This is a genomic window from Actinoplanes sp. ATCC 53533, from assembly GCF_003947245.1.
The window spans coordinates 1-23,111 of the sequence record NZ_QHHV01000251.1 but is presented as its reverse complement, the minus strand read 5'-3'; the positions used below and the strand labels follow the sequence as shown (position 1 = coordinate 23,111).

Here is a 23,111-nt window from a genome sequence, read left to right as displayed (position 1 = left end):
AGGACGTCACCGCCCGGGAGGCCGGTGCCCGCCGGCTGGCCGAGGTGGAGCAGCAGCTCGCCGAGCACCGCCGCAGCCTGCACGCCGAGCACGAGCTCGCGGCCCGGCTGCAGCACATCATCCTGCCGATCCCGGAGGGCCCGGTGGAGCTGCCCGGCGTCAAGGTCGCGGTGCGCTACCTGCCGGCCGGGCAGGAGAGCCTGGTCGGCGGCGACTGGTACCACGCGGCGGCGCTGCGCGACGGCTCGGTGCTGCTGGCGATCGGCGACGTGGCCGGGCACGGCACCCTGGCGGCGACCACCATGGCGCAGCTGCGCTACTCGCTGCGGGCCCTGGCGGTGACCACCACCGACCCGGCCGAGCTGCTCGGCTACCTGAACCGGATCACCTGTGACCTGGACCAGGAGCGTCCGGAGACGGCCGCGACCGCGATCGTGGCCCGCTACGAGCCGGCCCTGCGCCGGCTGACCTGGGCCCAGGCCGGGCACCCGCCGCCGCTGCTGAGCCGCGGCGGCCGCACCCGGCCGCTGCCCCGCCCCGCCGGCCCCATGCTGGGCGTGGTCGAGGACGCCTCCTACGAGTGCGCCGAGCTGCGGCTGGAGCTCGGTGACGTGCTGCTGCTCTACACCGACGGGCTGGTGGAACACCGCTGCCGCAGCCTGGACGAGGGCCTGGACGCGGTGATCCGCACCGTCGACGAGGCGGTGGCGGCGGCGCCCCGGCAACCGCTGGCGGAGCTGGTCAGCCGGCTGCGCCAGGCCAACCCGGACGACGACACGTGCATCCTGGCGGTCCGCCCGACCTCGGGGCAGACCCAGGACCTGCGCCGCTACCTGCGGACGAGCTGAGCCGCCGGGTCACTCGCCGGCGGGGGAGAAGGGGGTCCGCGGCCGGTCGAGCGGCTCGCCGTCGAGGAAGATGTCGACCTTCTCGTTGTAGAAGCTGACCAGCCCGGCGATGGGCAGCAGCTCCCGGGTCGGGAAGTCGTACGACCAGGCCAGGTCGGGGTGCAGGGTGTCGCCCACCCGCACCGACCAGTAGGCCGTGGTGCGCCCCTTGTACGGGCACGCGGTCACCGTCCGGCTCGGCCGCAGGTGGGTGTGGTCGAGCGCGGTGCGGGGCAGGTAGTAGCGGGTCGGCAGGCCGGTCTCGAAGACCAGCACCGGCGTCGCCGACTCGGCCAGCACCAGGCCCTCGACCTCGACCCGCACGTGCCGGGTGGAGCGCAGCGCGTCCACCCGCGCGTACGGGTTGCGCGGGTGCACGAAGACCTCCTCGTCCTCCTCGAACCAGGCGTCCACCGCGTTCCACTCCAGCCGGACCAGGCCGGCCAGCCCGGGCACCACGTCACCGGTGTGCAGGTGCCCGGCGGCGGGGCGGCTGACGTCTCCGGCGCGCAGGCCCACCCGCCGGGCGGTGCCGAGGGCCTGTTCGTCCACGTGGTCGGAGGGGACGAGCGCGCCGGGCGCCAGGTCGGCGGCCGGGACGTAGTACTGCGGGTACGGCGGCCACTCCCACACGTAGACCGCGCGGGTCGTGTCCAGCACCGTCCGGCCGCCCAGCAGGGCGCGGATCCGGCGGGGCACCGGCTCGATGTGGCCGACCGGCGTGCTCAGTCCCGGATAGTTCGGCATGGCCCGACCGTACCGGGACAGCCCGGAAGCCGGCAGGGCACGCGCACCCGCCGGCTTCCGGTCCGGTCGTGCTCAGGACAGTCGTGCTCAGGGCTGTCGTGCCCAGGGCAGTCGTGCTCAGGACAGGGGGCAGGTGCTGCGGTAGTCCGAGACGGCGGAGCCGCTCGGGCCGGGGCAGATGAACTGGTCGTAGCGGGTGTCGTCGTCGACGAAGCGCTTGAGCCAGGACACCGCCTGCCGGGCGGTGGGGTTGTTGGTGCTCAGCGGGAAGAGGTGGCCGGTGTTGTTGAGCTCCAGGTACGACTTCTCCGCCGCCGCCGGGATGCTGGTGTAGAACGGGATCGCGTGCGACGACACCGGCGCGATCGCGTCGCTCTCGCCGCCGATGATCAGGGTGGGCACCCGCAGGCCGGACCACGACTTGGTCGAGTGCCACGGCGCCAGCGGCACCGCGGCCTGCAGCGACGGCCGGTCCCTGGCGGCCTCCAGGGAGCCGCCGCCGCCCATCGAGTGCCCGGAGACAGCGAGCCGGGAGGCGTCGACGCGGGTCCGCACCGAGCTGGTCCGGGTCAGGTAGTCCAGCGCCGCGAGCAACTGGTCGGCGCGGGAGTCCGGCTGGTCGAAGACCGAGTTGGTGTCGATGCCGAAGACCACGAAGCCGTGCGAGGCGATCCGCGGCCCGAGCCAGTCGAGGTTCGACCAGGTCTCGGTGAAGCCGGGTGCGATCGCGACGGCCCCGAAGGTGCCCTCCGCGGTGCTGGTCGGGTAGTAGATGACGCCGCCGCCGAAGCCGGAGACGCTGATCGAGGACACGGTCTGCTGCGCGGTGGCGAACGGGCCACGGCTGGCGTCGAGGGCGGCGGCGGTGGGGTCCGGGCCGCGCTCGTACGGGCTCGCGGCCCCGGCGGCGGTGGCGCCGGCCAGCGAGCCGGCGATCAGTGCGAGGGCGGCGGCCGCGGTGACCAGCAGGCGGCGGGACCCGGTACGGGTGGGGATGGTCGATGACTGCACGTCGGGCTCCTCGGGGGTGGGCGGATCGACGACCGTCAGTCTTCGGCCGGAAACCCGCCGGACACATCGGTGAAATCACCGGCCTTGACATCCCCGCCCGGGAGTCCTTGAGTGTTACTCGGAGGTAACTCTGTGATGTTCAGCCGGAAACACGTCGCCATCCTGCTCGCGCCCGTCCTGTCGCTGGGCGGGATCGAGGCGCCGGCCGCGGCCGCCGCGCCCGCCTGCGCCGCCCCGGTCGCCAGCACCACCCGGCCCGGTTACCTCGTCGCCGACCCGGCGTGCGAGCCGAACGGCACCCCGTTCACCGCCACGCCGGAGTCCACCGTGCACACCGGCATCCGCGACGGCGCCGCCTACCGGATCGAGGTGCCGAAGGCCTGGAACGGCCGGCTCGTGGTGTACGCGCACGGCTACCGCGGCACCGGCAACGTCGTCTACGTGGACAGTCCGTCGCTGCGCGCGCACTACGTCGCCGAGGGCTTCGCGTGGGCCGCGTCCAGCTACCAGACCAACGGCTACGACGTCGGCCAGGGCGTCCGCGACTCGTACGCGCTGATCGACCTGTTCCGCCGGGTCACCACGAAGCGCGCGAGCTCGGTCTACATGACCGGCGCGTCGATGGGCGGCCACATCACCGCGGTCGCGATCGAGGAGCACCCGCGCGCCTTCGTCGGCGCCATGCCGGTCTGCGGGGTGCTGGGTGATGCCGAGTTGTTCGACTACTTCCTGGACGCGAATGTCACCGCCGCCGCGCTCGCCGGCGTCGGCGTCGAGTTCCCCGCGGCGCCGGACGCCGGTTACGCCGACCGCTGGCGGGCCCAGGTCAAGCGGATCCTGCCGGCCCTCGGCGTCGCCACCGGCCGGCCGCCGGTGCTCACCGACGCCGGCCGGACCTGGTCGGACGTCGTCGAGCGGCGCTCCGGCGGGGAGCGGCCGGGCTTCGCCAACTCGTTCGCGTACTGGAACACCGCGCCCTCGTCGGCGCCGACCGCGGACCTGCCGTTCCTGTTCGGTCTCTACCCGGGCCTGTCCGGCGGCACCGCCGGCATCGCGGACGGCAACCTGACCGACAACCGGTTCACCCTGTACCGCAGCACCGACCGCCTGCTGCCCACGGCCGCCGAGCGGCGCCTCAACGCGAAGGTGCTGCGGGTCGCCCCGACCACCGGGCCGAGCCGGGGCCTGGACGGCGTGCCGCGCGTCGACGGCCGGCCGAGCGTGCCGGTGCTGTCGCTGCACGACGTGGGCGACCTGTTCGTACCGTTCTCGATGGAGCAGGTGTACGCCCGCCGGGCCCTGCACAACGGCCGCGCGAAGCTGGTCGTCTCCCGGGCGATCCGGGGCGTCGGGCACTGCGACTTCACCCAGCCGGAGCTGCGGCAGGGCTTCGACGACCTGGTCCGGTGGGTGCGCACCGGGCAGCGGCCGGGCGGCGACGCGATCCTCAACCGGCGGACGGTGGCCGCCGCGGACTTCGGCTGCCGCTACACGGTCGGTCAGCGGGCGGCCTTCGGCCCCGCCTGTTGATCGGCGCCGCCTGTTGACAGGGAAGCGCCTTCATTGAAAGGGTTCAATGGAAGCGCTTACGCGTCAGCCGAGCCCAGGAGCGACCGTTGCACCGTACCCCGTCGTGGATCTCGCGCGCCGCCCTCGCCCTCGTCCTCGTCCTGCCCGTGGTGACGCCGGCCGTGGCCGCCGCCGCGCCGGTGGCGCCGCCGGTCGGTGAGGGCCCGCGCACGGTGGCGGAGGTGTACCGCTACCTGGAGGATCCCCGGCTCACCGGGGAGGGCCAGGAGGCGCCGCACGTCGACCTGCGCCCGTACGCCGGTGTCGCCGCCGCCGCGGCCGATGTGACCAGCCACGACGCCCCCGACCCGAACGTGCGGTCGCTGAACGGCAGGTGGCGGCTGAAGATCTTCGACCGGCCGGACGACGTGCCCGCGGCCTTCCACGACGCCGGCTTCGACGCGTCGGCCTGGCCGTCGGCGTCCGTGCCGCACACCTGGCAGTCCGACTTCATCGACCACCCGATCTTCCGCAACATCCCGTCCGACATCGTCCCGGACGACCCGCCGAAGGTGCCCCGCGACGTCAACCCGACCGGCGCGTACCTGCGCACGGTCGACCTGCCCGCGGACTGGACCCGCGACAGCGACCGGGTGTTCCTGCGCTTCGAGGGCGTCACCAGCAACTACCTGGTCTGGGTCAACGGCGGGTACGTCGGCTACGACCAGGGCGGCTACACCCCGGCGGAATTCGACATCACCGCCCGGCTACGCCCCGGCCGCAACCAGATCGCCGTCCAGGTGCACCGCTGGGGCAGCGGCGCCCACCTCGAGGACGTCGACCAGTGGCGCTACAGCGGCATCTTCCGCGACGTCCGGCTCTACCGGATGGCACAGACCCGGCTGCGGGACGCCACCATCACCACCGATCTCGACGCGGCGTACCGGGACGCGACGCTGAAGGCCCGGATCGACGTCGCGGGCGTACCCGGCAGCTTCACCGTGCGCGGCACCCTGCGGGACGCGCGCGGCCGGACCGTGACCACGATGAACGCCGCGGCGGGCCTCGGTGAGGTCACGCTGAGCGCGCCGATCGCGAACCCGGCGAAGTGGAGCGCCGAGGAGCCGAACCTCTACACCCTCGTGCTGCAACTGCTCGGCCCGGGCGGCCGGGCGCTGCACACCACCGCCCAGCCGGTCGGCTTCCGCGAGATCGAGGTCCGCGACCGGCAGATCCTGGTCAACGGGAAGCGCATCCTGATCAAGGGCACCAACCGGGCCGAGACCGACCCGGACACCGGCCGGTACGTCACCCGGCAGGCCCAGCGCGACGACGTCTTCCTGATGAAGAAGCTGCACCTGAACGCGGTCCGCACCTCGCACTACCCGTCGGATCCCTACCTGTACGACCTGGCCGACGAGCACGGCCTGTGGGTCGACGACGAGGTGGACATCGAGACGCACAGCCACGAGAACTGCCCGTCGAACTGCCTCGCCGACCGCCCGGAGTGGCAGGCCGCGTTCGCCGACCGCTTCCAGGCGATGGTCGCCCGCGACAAGAACCACCCGAGCGTCATCTTCTGGGACACCGGCAACGAGGCCGGCCTCGGCGCCGCACACCACGCGATGGCCGCCTGGGCCGACGCCAACGAGCCCACCCGGCTGCTCTACCACCAGTCCAACAACCCGGACGGCGACGCCCCGTTCGCCGACGTGGACGGCCCGCGCTACCCGACGCCGGCCCGGCTGGAGAGCCGCACCCTGAGCAGCACCAAGCCGATCGTGATGGGCGAGTACGCCCACGCCATGGGCAACGGGCTGGGCAACTTCGACCAGTTCTGGGCGCTGGCCCGCAAGTATCCGGCGATGCAGGGCGGCTTCATCTGGGACTGGGCCGAGCAGAACCTGCGCCAGCCGCTGATCACCACCCCGGACGCGGCCAACCGGATCCAGACGTTCCTGGTCGGCAAGCCCGCCACCGTGCCCGGCCGGCGCGGCCAGGCCGTGGAGTTGTCCAGCCTGGACGACTTCGTGGACGTCTTCCGCGACAAACGGCTGGACCTGACCGGTCCGCTGAGCTTGGACGCCTGGGTCAAGCCGGGCGAGTGGGCCGGCAGCTTCCCGATCCTCACCAAGGGCCAGGGGTACGCGCTGCAGATGCGCGACCGCGACACCCTGGAGTTCGGCGTGAACGCCGGCGGCTGGGCCACGGCCGCCGCCGACGTGCCGGCGAACTGGTACGGCGCCTGGCACCGGGTCACCGGCGTCTACGACGGCACCGCCCTGCGCCTGTTCATCGACGGCGCCGAGGTGGCGGCGACCGCCCGCACCGGCGCGGTGGACCCGGGCCTGTTCGAGGTCAACCTGGGCCGCAACGCCCAGAACCAGCAGGACAACGACCTGTGGAGCATCCGGCTGGGCCGCGGCCTGATCGACGACGCCCGCATCCACCCGGTGGCGCTGACCCCGGCGCAGCTGGCCGCGGGCGCCGACCCGGTCGCCGGCGCGGTCCTGGCCCTGAACTTCGACAGCTTCTCCCGCCGCGGCGACTTCCTGAGCCTCGGCATCAGCCTGTCCGGCACCGACGGCCTGGTCGGCTCGGACCGCTACGTGCAGCCGGAGACCGCCGAGATGGCCTGGGCGCAGGCCCCGGTCCGGATCACCCGCGCCGACGGCACGCTGCGGGTGCACAACGAGCAGCAGGCCGGCGACTTCGACGTGACCCTGCGCTGGCAGGTCAAGGAGCAGGACCGGGTGCTGCGCGGCGGCAGCCGGCGGGTGCGGCTCGCCCCGGGCCAGACGTACGCCCTGGACCCGGGCCCGCTGCCGGCGAACCCGGCCGACCGGGAACGCTTCCTCACCGTGACCGCGGCCAGCAACCGGGACACCGCCTGGGCCCGCCGGGGCTGGATCGTCGGGCACGACCAGTTCGCCGTCGGCGGCCGGGCCGTGCCGGGCATCCTCCCGCTCCCCGTGCCCGGCGCGCCCGCCGTGGCCACCCGCGGCGACGCGGTGACGGTCTCGGGCAAGGACTTCGCCTACCGCTTCGACGCCGGCTCGCTGACCTCGATGCGCGCGGCGGGCCGCGAACTGCTGCGCGGCGGGCCGCAGCTGGACGTGTACCGGCCGCCGACCAGCAACGAGACCTACGACTGGGGCACCGACGACCGGCGGATCTGGCACGAGACCGGCCTCGACCGGCTGCGGACCACGGTCACCGGCGTGGACACCCGCACCGAGAGCGACGCCGTGGTGGTCACGGTGCGCAGTGTCGCCGCCGGGCCGGGCACCGAGGCGCTGCTGTCGTTCGACCAGACGCTCACCTACCGGATCGACCGGCGCGGCACCGTCACGCTGCGCCAGGACGTCGCCGCCAAGGGATCGCGGGTGGGCGCGCTGCCGTACCTGCCCCGGGTGGGGATCTCCCTGCGGCTGCCGGCGGAGATGCAGCGCTTCGCCTACTACGGGCGCGGCCCGCAGGAGTCCTACAACGACCGGCGCAGCGGCGCCCCGATGGGCGTCTACCGCAGCACGGTCGACCAGGAATACGTCCGGTATTCGCGGCCGCAGGCCAACGGCAACCACACCGACACGCGCTGGGCGACCCTGCGCGACGGCCGGGCCGGGCTGCTGGTCGGCGGCACCTCCGACGTCAGCGTGACCGCCCACGACGACCTGGACCGCGCCGAGTATGACCACCAGCTCCCGCTGGTGCGCAACAAGGACTGGGTGACGCTGCACGCGGAGGCCGGCGAGACCGGGATGGGGGAGACGCCGAACTCGGTCCTCGCGCCGTACAAGCTCTCGCCCACCCAGCCGTACTCCCACGAGCTCGTGCTGCGCCCGCTCACCCGCGCCGAGGTGGCCGCGGGCGGGGTGCCCGACGCGGACGTGCCGGCGCCGTGCCCGCCGGAGCTCACGGTCACCACGGACGGCCGGATCGAGCCGGGCACGGCCGAACCGGTGCGGGTCCAGGTCGCGGCCCGCTGCGCGGCCGGATTGCGGGACGCGACGGTACGGCTGGCCGCCCCCGACGGCTGGACGGTGCAGCCCGCCTCGGTGGACCTGGGCGCGATCGCCGAACGGGAGACGGCGACGTTCAGTGTCACCGCCCCGGCGGGCACCGACATCGGCACGTACCGCCTGACCGCGACGGCGGAGACCGCCACCCCGGACGGTTTCCGGTCGACCACCACCGCGACCGCGACCACCGAGGCCCCGCTGCCGGCGGGCTACCAGTGGCTCAGCGACCGCCCGTTCACCGCCCCGGTGAACGGCTGGGGACCGGCCGAGAAGGACCGCAGCAACGGCGAACAGGGCGCCGCCGACGGCCGCCCGCTGACCATCGGCGACGTCGTCTACCCGAAGGGCATCGGGGTGCACGCCGTCTCGACCGTCCAGGTGGAGCTCGGCGGGGAGTGCACCCGGCTGCGCGCGGACGTGGGCGTCGACGACGAGACGGGCAGCGCGGGCTCGGTCACCTTCGAGGTCTGGGGCGACGGCAGCCGGCTGGCGCAGACGGGCGTGCTCACCGGCGCGGCCCCGGCCCAGCGCCTGGACGTCGACGTGACCGGCGTGCGGCGGCTGGAGCTGCGGGTCACCGACGCGGGCAACGGCAACGGCAACGACCACGCCGACTGGGCGGCGGCCCGGCTGGCCTGCGCCTGATGACGGCCGCATCCGGGGGAGTGCTCTGGTCCACTAGGGTCGATGGCATGACGCCAGCCCTCGCCGCCAGCGCCTTCGACTCGCTGCGCCTCGACGCCGTGCCCGACCAGGAGGCGCTGCGCCGGGCCTACGAGCTGCCCGGCGACGCGGCCGTGCGCAAGCAGATGACCGAGCTCACCGAGCAGACCCGGCGGCTGATCGGCTGCTCGTCGCTGGTCTTCGTCGCCAGCGTGGACGCCGAGGGCAACTGCGACGTCTCCCCGCGCGGCGGCCCCGCCGGATTCGTCGCCGTCCTGGACGCCCGGACGGTGGCGATACCGGACGCGACCGGCAACAAGCGTCTGGACAGCCTGCAGAACGTCGTCGCCACCGGGCGGGCCGGGCTGCTGTTCGTCATCCCGGGGCGCACCACCACGCTCAGGGTGAACGGCCGGGCCTGCGTCTCCACCCGCCCCGAGCTGCTGTCGCAGCTGACCGCCGTGGGCAAGCCGCCGGCCAGCGCGCTGGTGCTGGGGATCGAGGAGGTCTACCCGCACTGCCCCAAGGCGCTGCTGCGCGGCGCGGCCTGGAAGCCGGAGCAGTGGCTGCCGGCGGACGCCCAGCCGACCTCGGCCGAGGTGACACTGGCCCAGCTGCGGATGCCGGAGCTGACGATCGCCGACATCGAGCAGAGGGAGGCGGACGCGCTGAAGTACCGGTACGAGTAGCCCACCTCCGCGCCGCGTCGGGTCGATGATCGGAGACACTCTCACCGTGCGAAATGACCTCGACCGGATCGAAGCGGCGTTCGTCGGCACGCCCCTGGCCGGCCTGCCGATCGGGCACGGCCCGTCGGGCACCGTCCTGGTCTCCGACATCGAAGCCGATCGCCTGCACGAGGCCTGGCGGGCCGCCGAGGCACTGGCACCGGTCATCGGGCGCCGGCCCGTCATGGTCACCGACGACTTCGAGGACACCCTGAGGATCCGGCCCGAGCCCGAGCCGGGTCCGTCGGAGTCGGAGCTGCGCGCGTTCGCCGAGGCGGCCGAGTCGTCCGATCCCTGGCTGGCCTACCGCCACTACGGCGAGGACGACCAGGTCGACGAAGGCGAGGCCGAGTACTACGCGCGGGGCGTCGCCGGCGTCGACCTGACCGCCCTGGTGCCGGATGTGGCGCTGCCGGCTCCGCGCCAGGCGCTGGAGCGGGCGCTGTACGACCGGCTGCTCGCCGACGCCGACCTGCACGCCCAGGTGCTCGGCAGGGTGCGGTTGGTGACGCGGACCGACTACTGGTACACACCTGACAGCGCCTTGCTCATGTTGCTGCCCACCAGCGACGTCCGCCGCTCGGGATACTGGGTGGACTTCTACGGTGCGCCCACCCCGGAATACCAGCTGGCGCTCGCCGAGGTCCTGGCGCAGTGGCGGCACCGGTGGGACGCCCGCCTGGTCGCTTCGTGGGGCACCATGCTGCAGTTCCAGGTGGGTAGCCCGCCGGCACCGGGCGACGGGGCGTGGACCGCGGCCGGCCAGCTCAAGGCGCTCGCCCCGAACCTCGAGCTGAGCCGGTGGGAGGTCGCCGTCGCCATGCCCGAGGGTGCGGCGTGGTTCGTGCACAACCGTCCCTGACGAACTGAGCTCGGCTGGATAATTGTCGACCGGAGCTGTCGGATCCGGGCCGCGCCGTTCGTGGCTACGGTGAACGGCCGCCCACCAGGGCGCCGTCACGACCGCGGGAGAGCCGACCGATGCCACACCCACAGCCCAAGGTCCACCGCATGTTCGAGCTCGTCGAGCCGATCGCCACCGTCACCTTCTCCGAGGTGCCGAACGAAGCGTTCCTGGCCCTCGGCATGCGCAACTACTGGGACGGATACTTCGCGGGCCGCGCCGCGCCGCTGGGCCTGGCACCGGCCGACGTGGTGCACGCGGTCTTCTACAACTTCGCCGCCGGCGAGGTGGCGCGCCACATCCCGTGGGTCTGGGGGAAGATCACCCCGAAGGAGGCGATCGCCGTCCGCGAGCGGGGCAGCGCCGCCGCGCTACGGCAGCTGAGCGGGGAGCTCGCCGACTCTCCCGACCTGGCACGGATCGCCGACCTCGCCACCCGGGCAGCGGTCAGCGCGCCGACCGAGGGCCGGGCGCTGTACGCCGGGCTCCGGGCGCTCGACGTGCCCGAGGAGCCGGTGGCCAGGCTCTGGCACGCGGCGACGCTGCTGCGGGAGCACCGCGGGGACGGCCACAACGCCGCCCTGCTCGCCCACGGCATCGGCGGCACCGAGGCCCACGTCCTGCTCGCGCTCTCCCTCGGAATGCGGGCGCAGGAGTTCGGCCGGATCCACCACCTGCCCGAGGCACAGCTGACCGCTGTCATCGACGGGCTGCGCGGCCGCGGTCTCGTGGACGCCGCCGGCGGGTTCACCGACGCCGGACGGGAGACCAAGGAGCGGATCGAGGCCCTCACCGACGAGCTGGCGGCGCCGGCGTACGCCGTGCTCAGCGCGGCCGAGCTCGACGAGCTGGTCGCGGGACTCGAGCCGATCGCCGCCGCGGTAACGGCCCGAACTTGATCCAGTTCGATCGACAATCGAGAGGTAACGGCACATGGCCAAGCTCATCTACGTGACGAATGTATCGATTGACGGCTACATCGAGGACGACCGCGGCGCCTTCGACTGGCTCCCGATGGACGACGAGCTGTTCGCGCTCTACACCGAGCTCCTGCGGTCTGTGGGCACGTTTCTCTACGGGCGGCGCCTGTACGAGGCGATGGCGGTCTGGGAAACCGACGCCGCTCTGGCCGCGCAGTCCGACCTCACGGCCGACTTCGCGAGCGCCTGGCAGGCGGCGGACAAAGTCGTCTATTCCACCACCCTCGCCGCGGTGTCAACTGCCGACACCCGCCTCGAACGCCGTTTCGACCCCGCCGCGGTGCACCAGCTGAAGGCCGCGGCCGGCAAAGATCTCACCGTAGGAGGTGCGAACCTCGCGGCGCGGGCTTTCAAGGCCGGGCTGGTCGACGAGTGCCAGCTGTTCATCTGGCCCGTGGTCGTCGGCGGGGGCAAGCCAGGCCTGCCGACCGGCATGCGCGCGGACCTCGAGCTCCTCGATGAGCGCCGATTCCGCAACGGCGTCGTATGCCTCCGCTACCGCACGCTCGGACAGCGACCGACAGCCCAGTCCGGTTCGCCGGCGGCGCCCGCGTGACTCGCCACCGGGCGTCGGCTCGCCGACAGGCACGCGAGTGCCATGCCGTCCTGAGGGAAGCCGCCGGGGTGGGGAAAACCGCTGTCGGTTGTCGGAGGGGGGTGGTACAAAGCCGCGGTGGAACAGACTCTGGAGTTCGCTGACCTGTTGCGGCTGATGGACGAACGATCGACCGCTTTCCGGGCGGCGGTCGCCGCGGCACCCAGCCTCGACGTGCGGGTGCCGACCTGCCCCGAGTGGACGTTGTTCGATCTGGTGCAGCACCTGGGCGAGGGGCGCCGCAGGTGGGCCGCCACGGTGGCCGCGGGGCCCGCCGACGCTCCGCCGGCGCTGTCCGCCCCGGTGGTGCCCCGGGAGCGCGAGGCCCTGCTGGCCTGGTTCGCCGCGTCGACGGAGGAGCTGCTGGACGCGCTGCGGGAGGCCGGCCCGGATCGTGGTTGCTGGACGTGGTGGGGTCCGTCGCAGTCGCCGCAGACGACTGGTGCCGTCGCCCGGCACCAGCTCCAGCAGGTCGCCGTGCACACCTACGACGCCCAGGTCGCCGTGGGCGCCCCGCAGCCGCTGCCGGACGAGGTGGCCCTCGACGGTGTCGACGAGTTCCTGACCACCTGCGTCGCGACGACGGCCGCGTGGCCGCACAAGCCCGCGGTCATCGACTACCACGCCACCGAGGGCCGTTCCTGGCGGCTCTGGTTCTCCGCCGACGGCGCCCGGACAGCCCGCCTCCGCACGCCGCCCGCCGGCGAGGGCCCGGAGGTGGCCTATGCCTCCGCCCGGGGCACGGCCAATGAGCTGGTCATGTTCTGCTACGGCCGCATTCCGATGGAGTCGTTGCGGCTCGACGGCGACCGGCGCGTCTTCGACCAGCTGATCGCCTGGGAGCCGGCGGTATAGGACGCGACGACGGCCCCAGAGCGAGATCATTCTCGGCGCTGGTCGCTGTGCCGCTCCTGCCCAACCCCGGACCGGGCTGCCAGCCGGTCGGTCAGCAGACCGGCCATGGCGCGCACGCCGTGGCCGATCGCCCGCTCGTCGGCGGCGAAGTCGGGGGCGTGCGGCGCGCCGTTCATCCCCGTCTCGGCGTCCGCGACGCCGAGGTAGAGCATCGCTCCCGGCGCCTCGTGGAGAAACAGTGCGAAGTCCTCGCAGTTGAAGGGCCAGGACGCCCGGGCCCACCGGACGGACTCCGGCCCCAGCGCCGCGCTCAAGTACCGGCCCGCCGCCGTGCTGAGCTCCGCCGAGTTCACCATGGCGGGGAACGGGTCGCCGGGGAACTCGACGTGTCCGCCGGCGGCCGCCGCGAGCCGCTCGACCCGCGCGCGCAGCTCCGGAAACCGCTCCTGCGGCCAGACCCGCAGCAGGATGGTGGCGACGGGCTGCGCGTCGGACGTGTGTTCGGTCCACTGGTCGACGCACACCGATTCCTGGATCGAGGCGGCGATCTCCGGATCCAGCACCGCGTGAAAGCGCGCGTGATAGTCGGCGAGGCTCCGCGGATACTCGACGTTGCCGAGTTCCGCCACTTCGGACGCGATGGCGGCGACTGCCGCGTCGTCCCCACCCGGCAGCACTATCCGGACCTGGTCCAGCCCGGGCAGGCCGTATCCCGGAGACACCGCGATGGTGCCGGTCGGGAACGGGGCACAGTGCAGCGCATAGCTTTCGCGGGGCGCGAGCCGTTGCACCAGCCCGGTCTCGAGCATCGCCCGCGCGCCCCGCAGGGGTTCCTCGGCCGGCTGGAAGACGAATGCCAACCGGCCGCGTACCGGTTCAGAGCCCTGCGCCAGGGCCCGGGCGACGCCGACGCCGATCGCGGTGTGCAGATCGTGCCCGCACAGGTGGGCGACGCCGGGGACACGCGAGGCGAAGCCCTCGTCGAAAACCCTGCCCGACCGGGGGAAGGGCAGCACGGCCCGGTCGGCGTCGACGGCGTCCATGTCCGCCCGGTACACCACCGTCGGGCCGTCCGCGGAACCGTCGAGCACCGCGAGGACTCCGTGCCCGCCGACGCCGGTCGTCACCTCCAGCCCGGCCGCTCGCAGCTGCTCCGCGACCAACCCGGCCGTCTCCCGCTCCTCGCCGGCGAGCTCGGGGCGGCGGTGGATCTCCCGGCGGAGCTCGATCAGCTCTTCGTCTTGTGACGTCACGTGGCAAAGGTGGCGAAGCGACTGGCCGGTACGCAACTGGTTATCGCGGCGCCGCCGCCTGACCGGGGACCGGGAGCTCAACGGCGACGACGGTAGCCGGTTCACCTATCACCTTTGTCCCGCCCCGTGACGCGAGGCAGGGTGGGGCTTCGTCGATCCGGCGTTCGGCGCGGGGCGGTGCCGGCTCGCGGCGGGTGGCAGAATGCGCCTGTGCCGATCTCAGCGGAACGCCCTCCGAGGGCTCGCGTCGTCGTGGCGTTGCTGCGGGACGGCAACCGGATACTGCTCTGTCACCGATCTCCCCGGCGCCGCTGGTATCCCGACGTCTGGGACCTTCCTGGTGGGCATGTGGAGCCCGGGGAACTGCCTGGCGCCGCACTCGCTCGGGAGCTCCGAGAGGAGTTGGGCGTCGAGATCGCGGCGCCGACGGGTCCGCCCCTGCGAGAAGTTCGTGGCGACACGTTCGACATGCGGATCTGGTTGATCGAAGCGTGGGTGGGGTCTCCGGCCAACGTCGCGCCGGACGAACACGATGCCATCGCGTGGTTCACCGCGGACGCGCTCGGAGAGTTGCGCCTGGCTCACGACAGTTACCCCGGGATGTTCAGCGAGGTTCTCGCCGCGCATCGAGCCTGACCACGACCGAGCACGCGCTCAGAACACCCAGCGCAGCGCGGCCGCGATCGCCGCGGGATCCTGGTCGCGCAGCCGGTCCGCCTCGGCCCGGCGGACGGCGACCACGGCGTCGAAGAGCGCGTCGCCCATCGCCTCACGCAGCATCGGCGTGCCGGCGAAGGCGTCTGTCGCCTCGTCCAGGGTGGTGGGCAGTCGCGGGATGCCGAAGAGGTGTACGGGATCGCCGGTGATCGGCTCGGGCAGCGGCTTGCCGGCGGCGAGGCCGTCGCGTGCCGCGGCGACCAGCGCGCCGAGCAGCAGATACGGGTTCGCCGCCAGGTCGAAGCATTTCACCTCGAGGTTGGCCGCGCCCGGTCGCCCCGCTGTGCCCGGGATGAAGCGCAGCGCGGCCTCCCGGGTCTCCACGCCCCAGCAGGCGAAGGCTCCGGCCCAATGCGACGGCACGAGGCGGAGGTAGCTCGCCGGCGTGGGCGCGCCGACCGCGAGCAGGGCCGGCAGGTGGGCGAGGATGCCCGCCGCGGCCGGCCCGCCGGCGGAGTCGGGGAAGCCGTCGAAGAGGTTGCGGCCGTCGCGCCACGCGGAGAGGTGGACGTGGCCGCCGTTGCCGACCGTGCCGGCGACCACCGAGGGCGCGAACGAGACCCGCAGGCCGTGGCGCTGCGAGACGGCCCGGATCGTCTGTCGCACCAGGACGCTGTCGTCGGCGGCGCGGACCGGGTCGGCCGCCGCGACCGAGACCTCGAACTGGCCGGCCGCGTACTCGGGGTGCAGCTGGTCGACGACGACGTCCTGATCCTCCAAAGCGACCAGCACGTCGCGGCAGTAGTCGCTGAGCTCGACCAGCCGGGTCATCCCGTACGCCGGGCCGCGGCAGGCCGGGCGGAAGTCGTCGTCGTCGCGCCCGGCGGCCCACTCGATTTCGATCGCCATCCGGAAGGTGATGCCGTCGGCTGCCGCGAGCTCGGCCGTTCTTCGGGCGAAGCCGCGCTGGTCGGCGAGCCACGGTTCACCCTCCTGGGTGAACCGGTCGGCCGGCGCCCAGGCCCAGCCGGGCTGCCCGGCCAGCACGACGAGCCGGTCGAGGTCGGGCCGCAGCCGCAGGTCGCCGTCGGGCCCGCCGAGCAGATCGGTGCTGGTGACCGAGTCGTCGGCGAGGAAGGTGTCGAAGACCGGCGACATCCCGACGCCCCAGCGCACCGCGTCGTCCAGTCGGGACAGCGGGACGGCCTTGATGCGGTTGATGCCGGCCGTATCGACGTACGAAAGAATGACGCCGCGGACCCCGCGGTCGTGCAGCGCGCTCGTGTCAGGCACGGTTTTCCTCCCGGTCCGGCGCCGACCGGTCGCTGTCGCGGCGGCGAGTTCGCCGCGGCAGCCCGACCACGCCTGCCATGACCACGATAAGCGCCGCGAGGGTGCGGTGTCCGACGACTGCCGCCCGTTCAGGCCAATCCGTAGACGCGGCGCGCGTTGCCCGAACCGATCAGGTCGCCGGCCCGCGTGGCGTCCCCGGCAGACCAGTGGCCATCGCGCACCCACGCGCCGGTGACAACGGCGAACGCCCGCCGGAACAGCGCCGGGCCGAGGTGGTGCAGCTCGGCGAGACTGTACGCATCCGACGAGTAGAGCACCTTGTGGAACGGCGCCAGCTCGAGCGACTCGGCCACCACCGCCTCGGCCCGCGCACCCACGTGGTTCAGCGCCAGCCCGACGTCGACGTACACGTGCGGAAACGCCTGCGCCAGGAAGCCGGCCTGCCGGTGGAACGGGTAGCAGTGCAACAACATGACCGGGACGCCGCGATCCTGGGTCGCCCGCAGGAAACCGGTCAGCAGCGCCGGGTCGCAGCGGGCCAGATCGAGGTCGGGGTCGCCGAAACCGGTGTGCAGCTGCACCGGAAGCCCCCGGTCGATCCCGGCCCAGAGCAGATGCCGCAGCAGCACCGGATCGGTGATGCGCGGTCGCCCGTCCCGCAGCCAGCGCCCGGCCGCCTCGATCACCTCCCGGCCTGTCGGCCGCCGCGGATCGAAGTCCAGGCCGTGGCGGTAGGCCACGATCGACTTCACCCCCACGGCTCGGGAGGTCGCCTCCGCGAGCCCTTTCCGGTACGCCTCGGCGAACCCGGCCGCGGTCACCTCGCCGAGCTCCTCGGCCACCGTCTCCAGCCGTACGATCTCGCGCGCTGCCGCCCCCGCGACGGACGCCATCTCCGCCGGGCCGAGAAGGTCCCCGCCGTGGAAACCGGTATCCACGAGATAGGCGTCAACCCCGGCGGCACGAAGCAGTCGCCGGTTCACCTCCACCGCCCCCAGCTCGCGACGACGCGCGAGGTAGGCCGCACCGTCGGCGTGCGGCGACAGCCCCAGCACCGGCGCACACCACCGGCGCACCGCGAAGCCGAGCTGCGAATCCAGCACGGAACACCCAGCAGGCGGCGGCTGGTCCGACTCGGTGGCCAGCGCCTCGAACCCGGCACGGTCGAGCTCGCGGGCCGTCACCCCATGGCAATGATGGTCGATCAGGCGCAGCCTCGCGGCGTCCACGCCCTCAGCATGCCCCACCCGGGGCCGGCCGGAAAGCCTTCCCGTGCGGGTCAGCGTGGTTGCCGCGGCAGCGTGAACCAGAAGCGGCTGCCGCCGCCGGGGTGTGGCTCGACGCCGATGCGGCCGCCGTGTCGTTCGACGATGCGCCGGCAGATGGCCAGTCCCAGTCCGGTGCCCTGGTAACTGCCGCTGTTGGCGGACCGGTGGAAGGCCTCGAAGACCTTGGGCCGGTCGGCTTCCGGAATGCCGATGCCGTGGTCGGCGACCTCAACGCGGACGGCGTCGCCGGGTGCCACCCGGGCGGAGATGTCGACCTGCGCGACGGCGCCGGGCCGCTTGTATTTGAGCGCGTTGCCGATCAGGTTGTCGATCACGTGTCGCAGGAGGTCCGGATCGGCGTGTACGTCGGGTAGCGAGCCGTGTGTCGTCACTTGCGATCCGTCGTCCGTGGTGAGGCGTTCCGCGGTCACCTCCGCGACGAGGTCAGCCAGCGACACGGCACGTGCCCGTAGCTCTGACTGGTCGGCTCGGGCATGGGCGAGCAGGTTCTCCACCAGGCGGTCCATGCGCCGGACGGCGCGTTCCATCACGTCGAGGTCCCGGTGCGCCTGTGCGCCCAGCAGTGATCCGTTGTCCTCGCGGAGTTGCCGCAGGTGGGCGGCGATGACGGTCAGCGGCGACCCGAGGTCGTGGCCCGCCATGGTGAGAAAACCTCGTAGCTCGGTCTCGCGGCACCGTGCCGACCGCTCGAGGTCCGGCCGGCGGCGGACGGTCTTGGCGAGCAGCCTCGGTGCGGGGCGGGTGCGAACGCTCATGGTGGCCTCTTCCGGTTCGGCGGGCGGACGGCCCGACGCGATGACCTCACCGTGCCGCGCCCGAGTGGGCGGGCGCATGAGACGGGGGTCCCGGGTCGCCCGGGCAGGTTGCCCGGCCAAATCAGGCACGAAAACGTCGCGTTCGGGACATATCGGCGCTCAGACTGGGGGTATGCGACAGCGGCTATTGATCGGCTCACTGGTTTCGGCCTCGGCTACCGCGCTCGCGGCCAGCACGGTCGTGAACCTCAACGCGTTCGTGCACATGCGGGGCACTGCCTGGGAGTCCACCTACTCGATAGCCGGCTCGACGAACCCGCGCGTGATGGCAGTCGAGTATCTGATCATCGGGGGCGCACCGGTGCTGGCCTGGCTCGCGGCCGGCTGTGCGCTGGCCACGCTGCGTCGGGGAAACGCTCTGAGCTGGTGGTTCCTCGCCTACGGCCTGATGCTGTCCTGCGTTGCGCTGTTCGACGCGGTGAGCAGGTCGCGGGTGACCATGACCGCCGGCGACGGCGGGACCGCCGTGAACGCCTTGTTGTACGTCCTCTTCTTGATCCTGCACCCCGTGGTGTTGTTGATCGTGCCGACGGTGGCGCTCGTGTCGTATCCAGATGGGCGTCTGCCCGCGCGCTGGTGGCGCTGGCCGGCCGGGGTGGTCGTTGCGAGTATCGCGTTGCATTACGCGCTCAAGTCCCTTCCCGGCGAGAACGCCGAACAGGCGCCGGCCCTCGGCGTCATATCGCTCCTGCTCGGGTACCTGCCGGCGGCCGCAACGATCGTGGTCGCCATCCTCGTCTGCAGGCGGCACGCGTTGTATCCGCAGCGTCAGCAGTTGGCCTGGTTCGCGGGCTGTGCCCTGCTGGCGTTCGCCTGCCGCTACCTTCTCACCTCTGCCGGCTGGTACCCGGGCAGCGGCCCGGTCCTGCTGTGGGCTCTGACAGACCCGATGCTGATCATTCCGATCGGCATAGCAGCCGGTGTGCTGCGCCACCGCTTACTGGGGATCCCGGCCGCACTGCGCCGTGCTCTCGTCTACGCCGCGCTCACCGCCTTGCTCTACAACGTCTACCTGCCCGTCGCCTGGGGCGCGGGCCTGTCATTGGATCGCCACCCGTTGCTCGTCGTCGTGGTCGCGGGGACCGTGGTGGTACTTGTCCGGGCGCGTGACCGGCTGCGGCGGGCAGCCGCCCGCTTCGTCTACGGTGCCCGCCGGAATCCACTGCAGGCGCTGGCCGAGCTGAGCGACAGCCTCGCCGAGAACAACCACCTCGACCTGGTGCCGGCTGCCGTCGCGACCGTGGCGGCCGCGGTCGGCGCCGACGGAGCGGTGCTCGTCGCGCCGGACGGGAAGGTGCTGGCGCGCGCCGGGCAGGAGCCGTCTCGCTACCTCGCGCTGTCGTTGCGGTTCGGCGGTGCCGAAATCGGCGAGCTGAGAGTGGCCGGCCCACCGGGCGGTGAGCTCTACTCCGAAGTCGAGGTCCGGTTGCTGACCGCACTGGCGACCCAGCTCGCCGTCGTCGTCTCGGCCGCGGAGCTGACCGAAGCGTTGGAGGCGGAACGGAACCGGGTCGTCACCGCGACCCGCGACGAGCGGGACCGGCTACGCCGCGACCTGCACGACGGGCTGGGACCGTCCCTGGCCGGCCTGAGCCTGGGACTGCAAGCCCTCGCCGGCCAGGTCGACGACCCGGACACCCCGGCCGGCGCGCTCGTCCAACGGCTGCGGTCCGGAACCGACACCGCGGTGCGCGACATCCGCCGCATCATCGACGGACTCCGGCCCACCGTCCTGGACACCGCGAACCTGGCCCAGGCCGTCGAACGCCACGCCACCAGCCTCGGCCCGGCGCTGCCGGTGGATGTGACCGCCACGAGCCTGCCCGGTCTCGCACCCGACATCGAGGCGGCGGCGTACCGCATCATCACCGAAGCACTCACCAACGCCGCCCGGCACGCCCATGCCCGGCACGCCCACGTCACCATCACCGCCGACGAGGCATTGCACATCGCGGTCAGCGACGACGGCTGCGGCATTCCCGCGAACACCGCCGCCACCGGCGTGGGGCTCTCGTCCATGCGCCGGCGCGCCGAAACGCTGGGCGGCGACCTGACGATCGACTCCACCGACGATGGAACCACGATCACCGCCACCCTGCCCTTGTCATCAGCACGCTGCCACTGAGGAGACCGGATGCCAGAGATCACCCCGGTGCGGGTCCTGATCGCGGACGACCACCCGATGTTCCGGTTCGGATTGACCGCCGCTATCGGTGCCGCGCCGGAGATCGACCTGATCGGCGAGGCCTCGTCCGGCGCGGAACTGGTCGAGATGGTCGACCGGATCACACCCGACGTGGTGATCACCGACCTCGCGATGCCCGGCACCGACGGTGTCAGCGCGACCCGCCAGATCAAGGCACGGCATCCCGAGGTGGCGGTGCTCGTCCTCACGATGCATGAAGACGACGAAGCCCTCTTCGGCGCCATTCGTGCGGGAGCACGGGGATACCTGCTCAAAGGCGCCGACCGCGCCGACATCGTCCGCGCGGTGCTCACCGTCGCCCGCGGCGACGTCGTGTACGGCACCACCGTGGCTCAGCGGATCATGGACTTCTTCACCGGAGCCCACCAGGACTACGCCACCACGGTCTTTCCTCACCTCACCTGCCGGGAACGCGAAATCCTGGAACTTGTCGCCGCCGGCCACAACAATCACGAGATCGCCCGCCGGCTGGTGTTGTCGGAGAAGACCATCCGCAACCACGTCGCGTCAGTGCTCACCAAACTCCAGGTCAGCGACCGGGCAGCCGCCGTCGCCAAGGCTCGCGACGCCGGACTGGGGCATACCCGCTGAGTCGTCGCCGGCCGGCGTCGCCGTCGCAAAGTTCCGCACCGGCGGGCACTTCCGCCGTTTCCAATCGGATCTCCCGGTCCATCCGATGTGGAGTTCGGCGTGGCGGCGCTACATTCCCGGTATGACCGGGGACGAAGCCAGAGTCATCGCCGGCCGCTACCGGCTGCTCGGATCGCTCGGACGCGGCGGGATGGGCGCGGTCTGGCACGCGCGCGACACTCTGCTCGGCCGGGACGTGGCGATCAAGGAGATCTGGTTCCCGCACGGCGGCAACGGCCCGCTCGATCCGGCTGACCGCCAGCGGGCAGATGGTCGGCTCGCCGGCCTACCTGGCGCCGGAGCGGATCGGCGGGGAGCCCACCACGGCCGCCGCCGACCTCTGGTCCCTCGGGGTCACGCTGTACGAAACCGTCACCGGCACGCCGCCGTTCCAGCGCGACAGCACGCTGGCCACCATGGCCGCTATCGTCAACAGCCCGCCCGCCCCACCGGCGCACGCCGGCCTGCTGTGGCCGTCGTCGAGGTTTTCGTCCGGGCGGCGTCCGGAGCTGGGATGTGCGGCGACCAGCGAACGAGACTGACCGTCACGGAGCTCTCACCATTCGATCTCAGCATCAGGGCTTGCGCGCCACGCCACACCAGCACGACACCTGACGGTCCTCCAACGCATCAGGATTCTCGTCCGGGTCGGGACGCCAACGGTGCACCAATACGACACCCGGCTCCACCAGCTCCAAGCCGTTGAAAAAGCCTTCGGCGGTTGCCTGATCGCGCACGACCATGGTGTGCGGGGTGCCGTCGTACTGGCTGGAAATGTACTGCCAGCTCGGGCGGTCGAACTCGCCCGTGAGGTGAGACAGCGCCAGGTAGCTTCCCGGCGAGAGCCGGTCAAGGTATCGACGAACAAGGCCATACGGATCTTCCTCGTCTCTCACGAAATGAATGACCGAAAGAAGAAGAAGCCCAACCGGTCGGCTAAGGTCCAGCACCTCGCGCGCCTGGTCGAAGACATGTTCCGGGTCCCGCACATCAGCGTCGAAATACCTGGTCCGGCCCTCTGGCGAGCTGGTGAGCAACGCCCGTGCGTGAACAAGCACAAGCGGGTCGGCGTCCACATACACCACCCGGCTCTCAGGATTCGCGGCCTGGGCCACCTGATGGACGTTTGGCGAAGTCGGAAGGCCCGTGCCGATATCAAGGAACTGCGGTCAAGTCCCTGGATGTGGTGTATTGGGTGATCTTCCGATTTGATCTTGGTTAGAGGAGGGGTTGACCGGGTTCGCCGGTGATGGGTTCACCGGTGGCGGGTTGCCATTGGTCGATGTCGTCGGGCCAGGGTGCGGGCCGGGCTTGGTCGTCCCACCAGCCGGTTTCGATGTTGTCGTTGATCAGAGCGGTGTTGAGGGCGGCGCGTTCGGCCGGGTCAGGGATGGTGTGCTCGCCGGTCGGGTGGGTCATGCTGCTGGCTCCAGTTGAAGTTCCTGGGCGGTCGCGGTGGACACGATGGTGGTGGGTGTGGTGCGGGCGCGGTCGAGGACGTCGAGAGCGAAGTAACGGCGGCCTTCGGTCCATTCGTCGTGTTGTTCGGCCAGGACGGCGCCGACGAGGCGGATGATCGCGTCGCGGTCGGGGAAGATCCCGACGACGTCGGTGCGGCGGCGGATCTCCTTGTTGAGGCGTTCGTTGGGGTTGTTCGACCAGATCTGGCGCCAGATCTGCTGTGGGAAGCCGGTGAAGGCGAGCAGGTCGGCGCGGGCGTCGTCGAGGTGTTCGGCGACCTTGGGCAGGGATCGGCTGGTGGTGTCGAGGAGTTTGTCGAACTGGGCGTGGACCGAGTTCGGGTCGGGCTGGTCGTAGACCGAGTGCAGCATGGTCTTGACCGCCGGCCAGGCCGATTTCGGGCACACGGCCATGAGGTTCGCGGCGTAGTGGGTGCGGCAGCGCTGCCAGCTGGTGCCGGGCAGGTTCGCGGCGATCGCGTCGACCAGGCCGGCATGTGCGTCGCTGGTCACCAAGCACACGCCGCTCAGGCCGCGGGCGACCAGGTCGGCGAAGAACGCGTTCCACGCCTGTTTTGTCTCGCTGGTGGCGACTTTGACGCCGAGG

21 protein-coding genes are annotated in these 23,111 nt (G+C 72.2%); 12 read left to right on the top strand and 9 right to left on the bottom strand.

The features are described 5' to 3' along the window. Positions 1–848 (top strand): PP2C family protein-serine/threonine phosphatase (locus tag DMB66_RS51875; RefSeq protein ID WP_148112864.1); only part of this gene is annotated, 848 nt, incomplete at its 5' end. Positions 849–857: 9 nt separating this feature from the next. Here DMB66_RS51875 and DMB66_RS51870 read toward each other — a convergent pair. Both DMB66_RS51870 and DMB66_RS51865 read right to left on the bottom strand, forming a co-directional pair. Further along, positions 858–1,634 carry a DUF427 domain-containing protein gene (locus DMB66_RS51870; RefSeq protein ID WP_125811467.1) on the bottom strand — a complete coding sequence of 259 codons (777 nt, stop codon included), beginning with the start codon at positions 1,632–1,634 and terminating at the stop codon, positions 858–860. 117 nt (positions 1,635–1,751) lie between these two features. After that, positions 1,752–2,645, bottom strand: a complete 894-nt coding sequence (locus DMB66_RS51865) for an alpha/beta fold hydrolase (RefSeq protein WP_125811466.1) — start codon at positions 2,643–2,645, stop codon at positions 1,752–1,754. Positions 2,646–2,780: 135 nt separating this feature from the next. Between DMB66_RS51865 and DMB66_RS51860 the strand changes: the two genes are divergently transcribed. The 7 genes from DMB66_RS51860 (at position 2,781) to DMB66_RS51830 (ending at position 12,901) form a co-directional block, all read left to right on the top strand. Continuing rightward, entirely contained in the window at positions 2,781–4,175 is a 1,395-nt protein-coding gene (locus DMB66_RS51860) for a phthalyl amidase (protein WP_125811465.1), read from the top strand. An 86-nt stretch (positions 4,176–4,261) separates the two neighbouring features. Then, complete coding sequence (locus DMB66_RS51855; RefSeq protein WP_233625455.1) at positions 4,262–8,821, top strand: glycoside hydrolase family 2 TIM barrel-domain containing protein; 4,560 nt, start codon at positions 4,262–4,264, stop codon at positions 8,819–8,821. Between the two features lie 47 nt (positions 8,822–8,868). After that, the gene (locus DMB66_RS51850; protein ID WP_125811464.1) at positions 8,869–9,528 is read left to right on the top strand and encodes an MSMEG_1061 family FMN-dependent PPOX-type flavoprotein; all 660 of its coding nucleotides are present in this window, start codon (positions 8,869–8,871) and stop codon (positions 9,526–9,528) included. A 46-nt stretch (positions 9,529–9,574) separates the two neighbouring features. Continuing rightward, positions 9,575–10,429 (top strand): hypothetical protein, encoded by an 855-nt coding sequence (locus DMB66_RS61895; protein WP_158647641.1) that lies wholly within the window; start codon positions 9,575–9,577, stop codon positions 10,427–10,429. 149 nt (positions 10,430–10,578) lie between these two features. After that, positions 10,579–11,370, top strand: coding sequence for a MarR family winged helix-turn-helix transcriptional regulator (locus tag DMB66_RS51840; RefSeq protein ID WP_233625454.1), 792 nt, complete (start codon positions 10,579–10,581; stop codon positions 11,368–11,370). Positions 11,371–11,404: 34 nt separating this feature from the next. Continuing rightward, positions 11,405–12,007, top strand: coding sequence for a dihydrofolate reductase family protein (locus tag DMB66_RS51835; protein ID WP_125811462.1), 603 nt, complete (start codon positions 11,405–11,407; stop codon positions 12,005–12,007). Between the two features lie 117 nt (positions 12,008–12,124). Next, entirely contained in the window at positions 12,125–12,901 is a 777-nt protein-coding gene (locus DMB66_RS51830; RefSeq protein WP_125811461.1) for a maleylpyruvate isomerase family mycothiol-dependent enzyme, read from the top strand. Positions 12,902–12,927: 26 nt separating this feature from the next. Here the strand turns inward: DMB66_RS51830 and DMB66_RS51825 are convergent, their stop codons facing one another. Beyond that, the gene (locus tag DMB66_RS51825) at positions 12,928–14,154 is read right to left on the bottom strand and encodes a M20 family metallopeptidase (protein WP_125811460.1); all 1,227 of its coding nucleotides are present in this window, start codon (positions 14,152–14,154) and stop codon (positions 12,928–12,930) included. Positions 14,155–14,280: 126 nt separating this feature from the next. Between DMB66_RS51825 and DMB66_RS51820 the strand changes: the two genes are divergently transcribed. Beyond that, a complete protein-coding gene (locus tag DMB66_RS51820; protein WP_370320986.1) occupies positions 14,281–14,790 on the top strand; it encodes an NUDIX domain-containing protein in 510 nt (169 codons plus the stop codon). Positions 14,791–14,808: 18 nt separating this feature from the next. Here the strand turns inward: DMB66_RS51820 and DMB66_RS51815 are convergent, their stop codons facing one another. The 3 genes from DMB66_RS51815 to DMB66_RS51805 all read right to left on the bottom strand — a co-directional run bounded on the left by DMB66_RS51815 (position 14,809) and on the right by DMB66_RS51805 (position 18,148). After that, positions 14,809–16,104 (bottom strand): glutamine synthetase family protein, encoded by a 1,296-nt coding sequence (locus DMB66_RS51815; protein WP_125811458.1) that lies wholly within the window; start codon positions 16,102–16,104, stop codon positions 14,809–14,811. A 128-nt stretch (positions 16,105–16,232) separates the two neighbouring features. Then, a complete protein-coding gene (locus DMB66_RS51810; RefSeq protein ID WP_233625453.1) occupies positions 16,233–17,333 on the bottom strand; it encodes an amidohydrolase family protein in 1,101 nt (366 codons plus the stop codon). A 50-nt stretch (positions 17,334–17,383) separates the two neighbouring features. Beyond that, positions 17,384–18,148 carry an ATP-binding protein gene (locus tag DMB66_RS51805; protein ID WP_158647640.1) on the bottom strand — a complete coding sequence of 255 codons (765 nt, stop codon included), beginning with the start codon at positions 18,146–18,148 and terminating at the stop codon, positions 17,384–17,386. 172 nt (positions 18,149–18,320) lie between these two features. Between DMB66_RS51805 and DMB66_RS51800 the strand changes: the two genes are divergently transcribed. The 3 genes from DMB66_RS51800 to DMB66_RS51790 all read left to right on the top strand — a co-directional run bounded on the left by DMB66_RS51800 (position 18,321) and on the right by DMB66_RS51790 (position 21,586). Beyond that, positions 18,321–20,333 (top strand): ATP-binding protein, encoded by a 2,013-nt coding sequence (locus DMB66_RS51800; protein WP_158647639.1) that lies wholly within the window; start codon positions 18,321–18,323, stop codon positions 20,331–20,333. 9 nt (positions 20,334–20,342) lie between these two features. Then, positions 20,343–21,005, top strand: a complete 663-nt coding sequence (locus DMB66_RS51795; RefSeq protein WP_199753140.1) for a response regulator transcription factor — start codon at positions 20,343–20,345, stop codon at positions 21,003–21,005. A 308-nt stretch (positions 21,006–21,313) separates the two neighbouring features. Beyond that, on the top strand, positions 21,314–21,586 hold the full coding sequence (locus DMB66_RS51790; RefSeq protein WP_125811455.1) for a protein kinase: 273 nt from the start codon (positions 21,314–21,316) through the stop codon (positions 21,584–21,586). A 33-nt stretch (positions 21,587–21,619) separates the two neighbouring features. Here the strand turns inward: DMB66_RS51790 and DMB66_RS51785 are convergent, their stop codons facing one another. The 3 genes from DMB66_RS51785 to DMB66_RS51775 form a co-directional block, all read right to left on the bottom strand. Then, positions 21,620–22,198, bottom strand: coding sequence for an SAM-dependent methyltransferase (locus tag DMB66_RS51785; protein WP_125811454.1), 579 nt, complete (start codon positions 22,196–22,198; stop codon positions 21,620–21,622). A 64-nt stretch (positions 22,199–22,262) separates the two neighbouring features. Then, positions 22,263–22,463, bottom strand: coding sequence for a hypothetical protein (locus DMB66_RS51780; RefSeq protein ID WP_125807675.1), 201 nt, complete (start codon positions 22,461–22,463; stop codon positions 22,263–22,265). Beyond that, a partial coding sequence (locus DMB66_RS51775; protein ID WP_125811453.1) for an IS256 family transposase occupies positions 22,460–23,111 on the bottom strand: 652 nt, incomplete at its 5' end. The genes DMB66_RS51775 and DMB66_RS51780, both read right to left, overlap by 4 nt.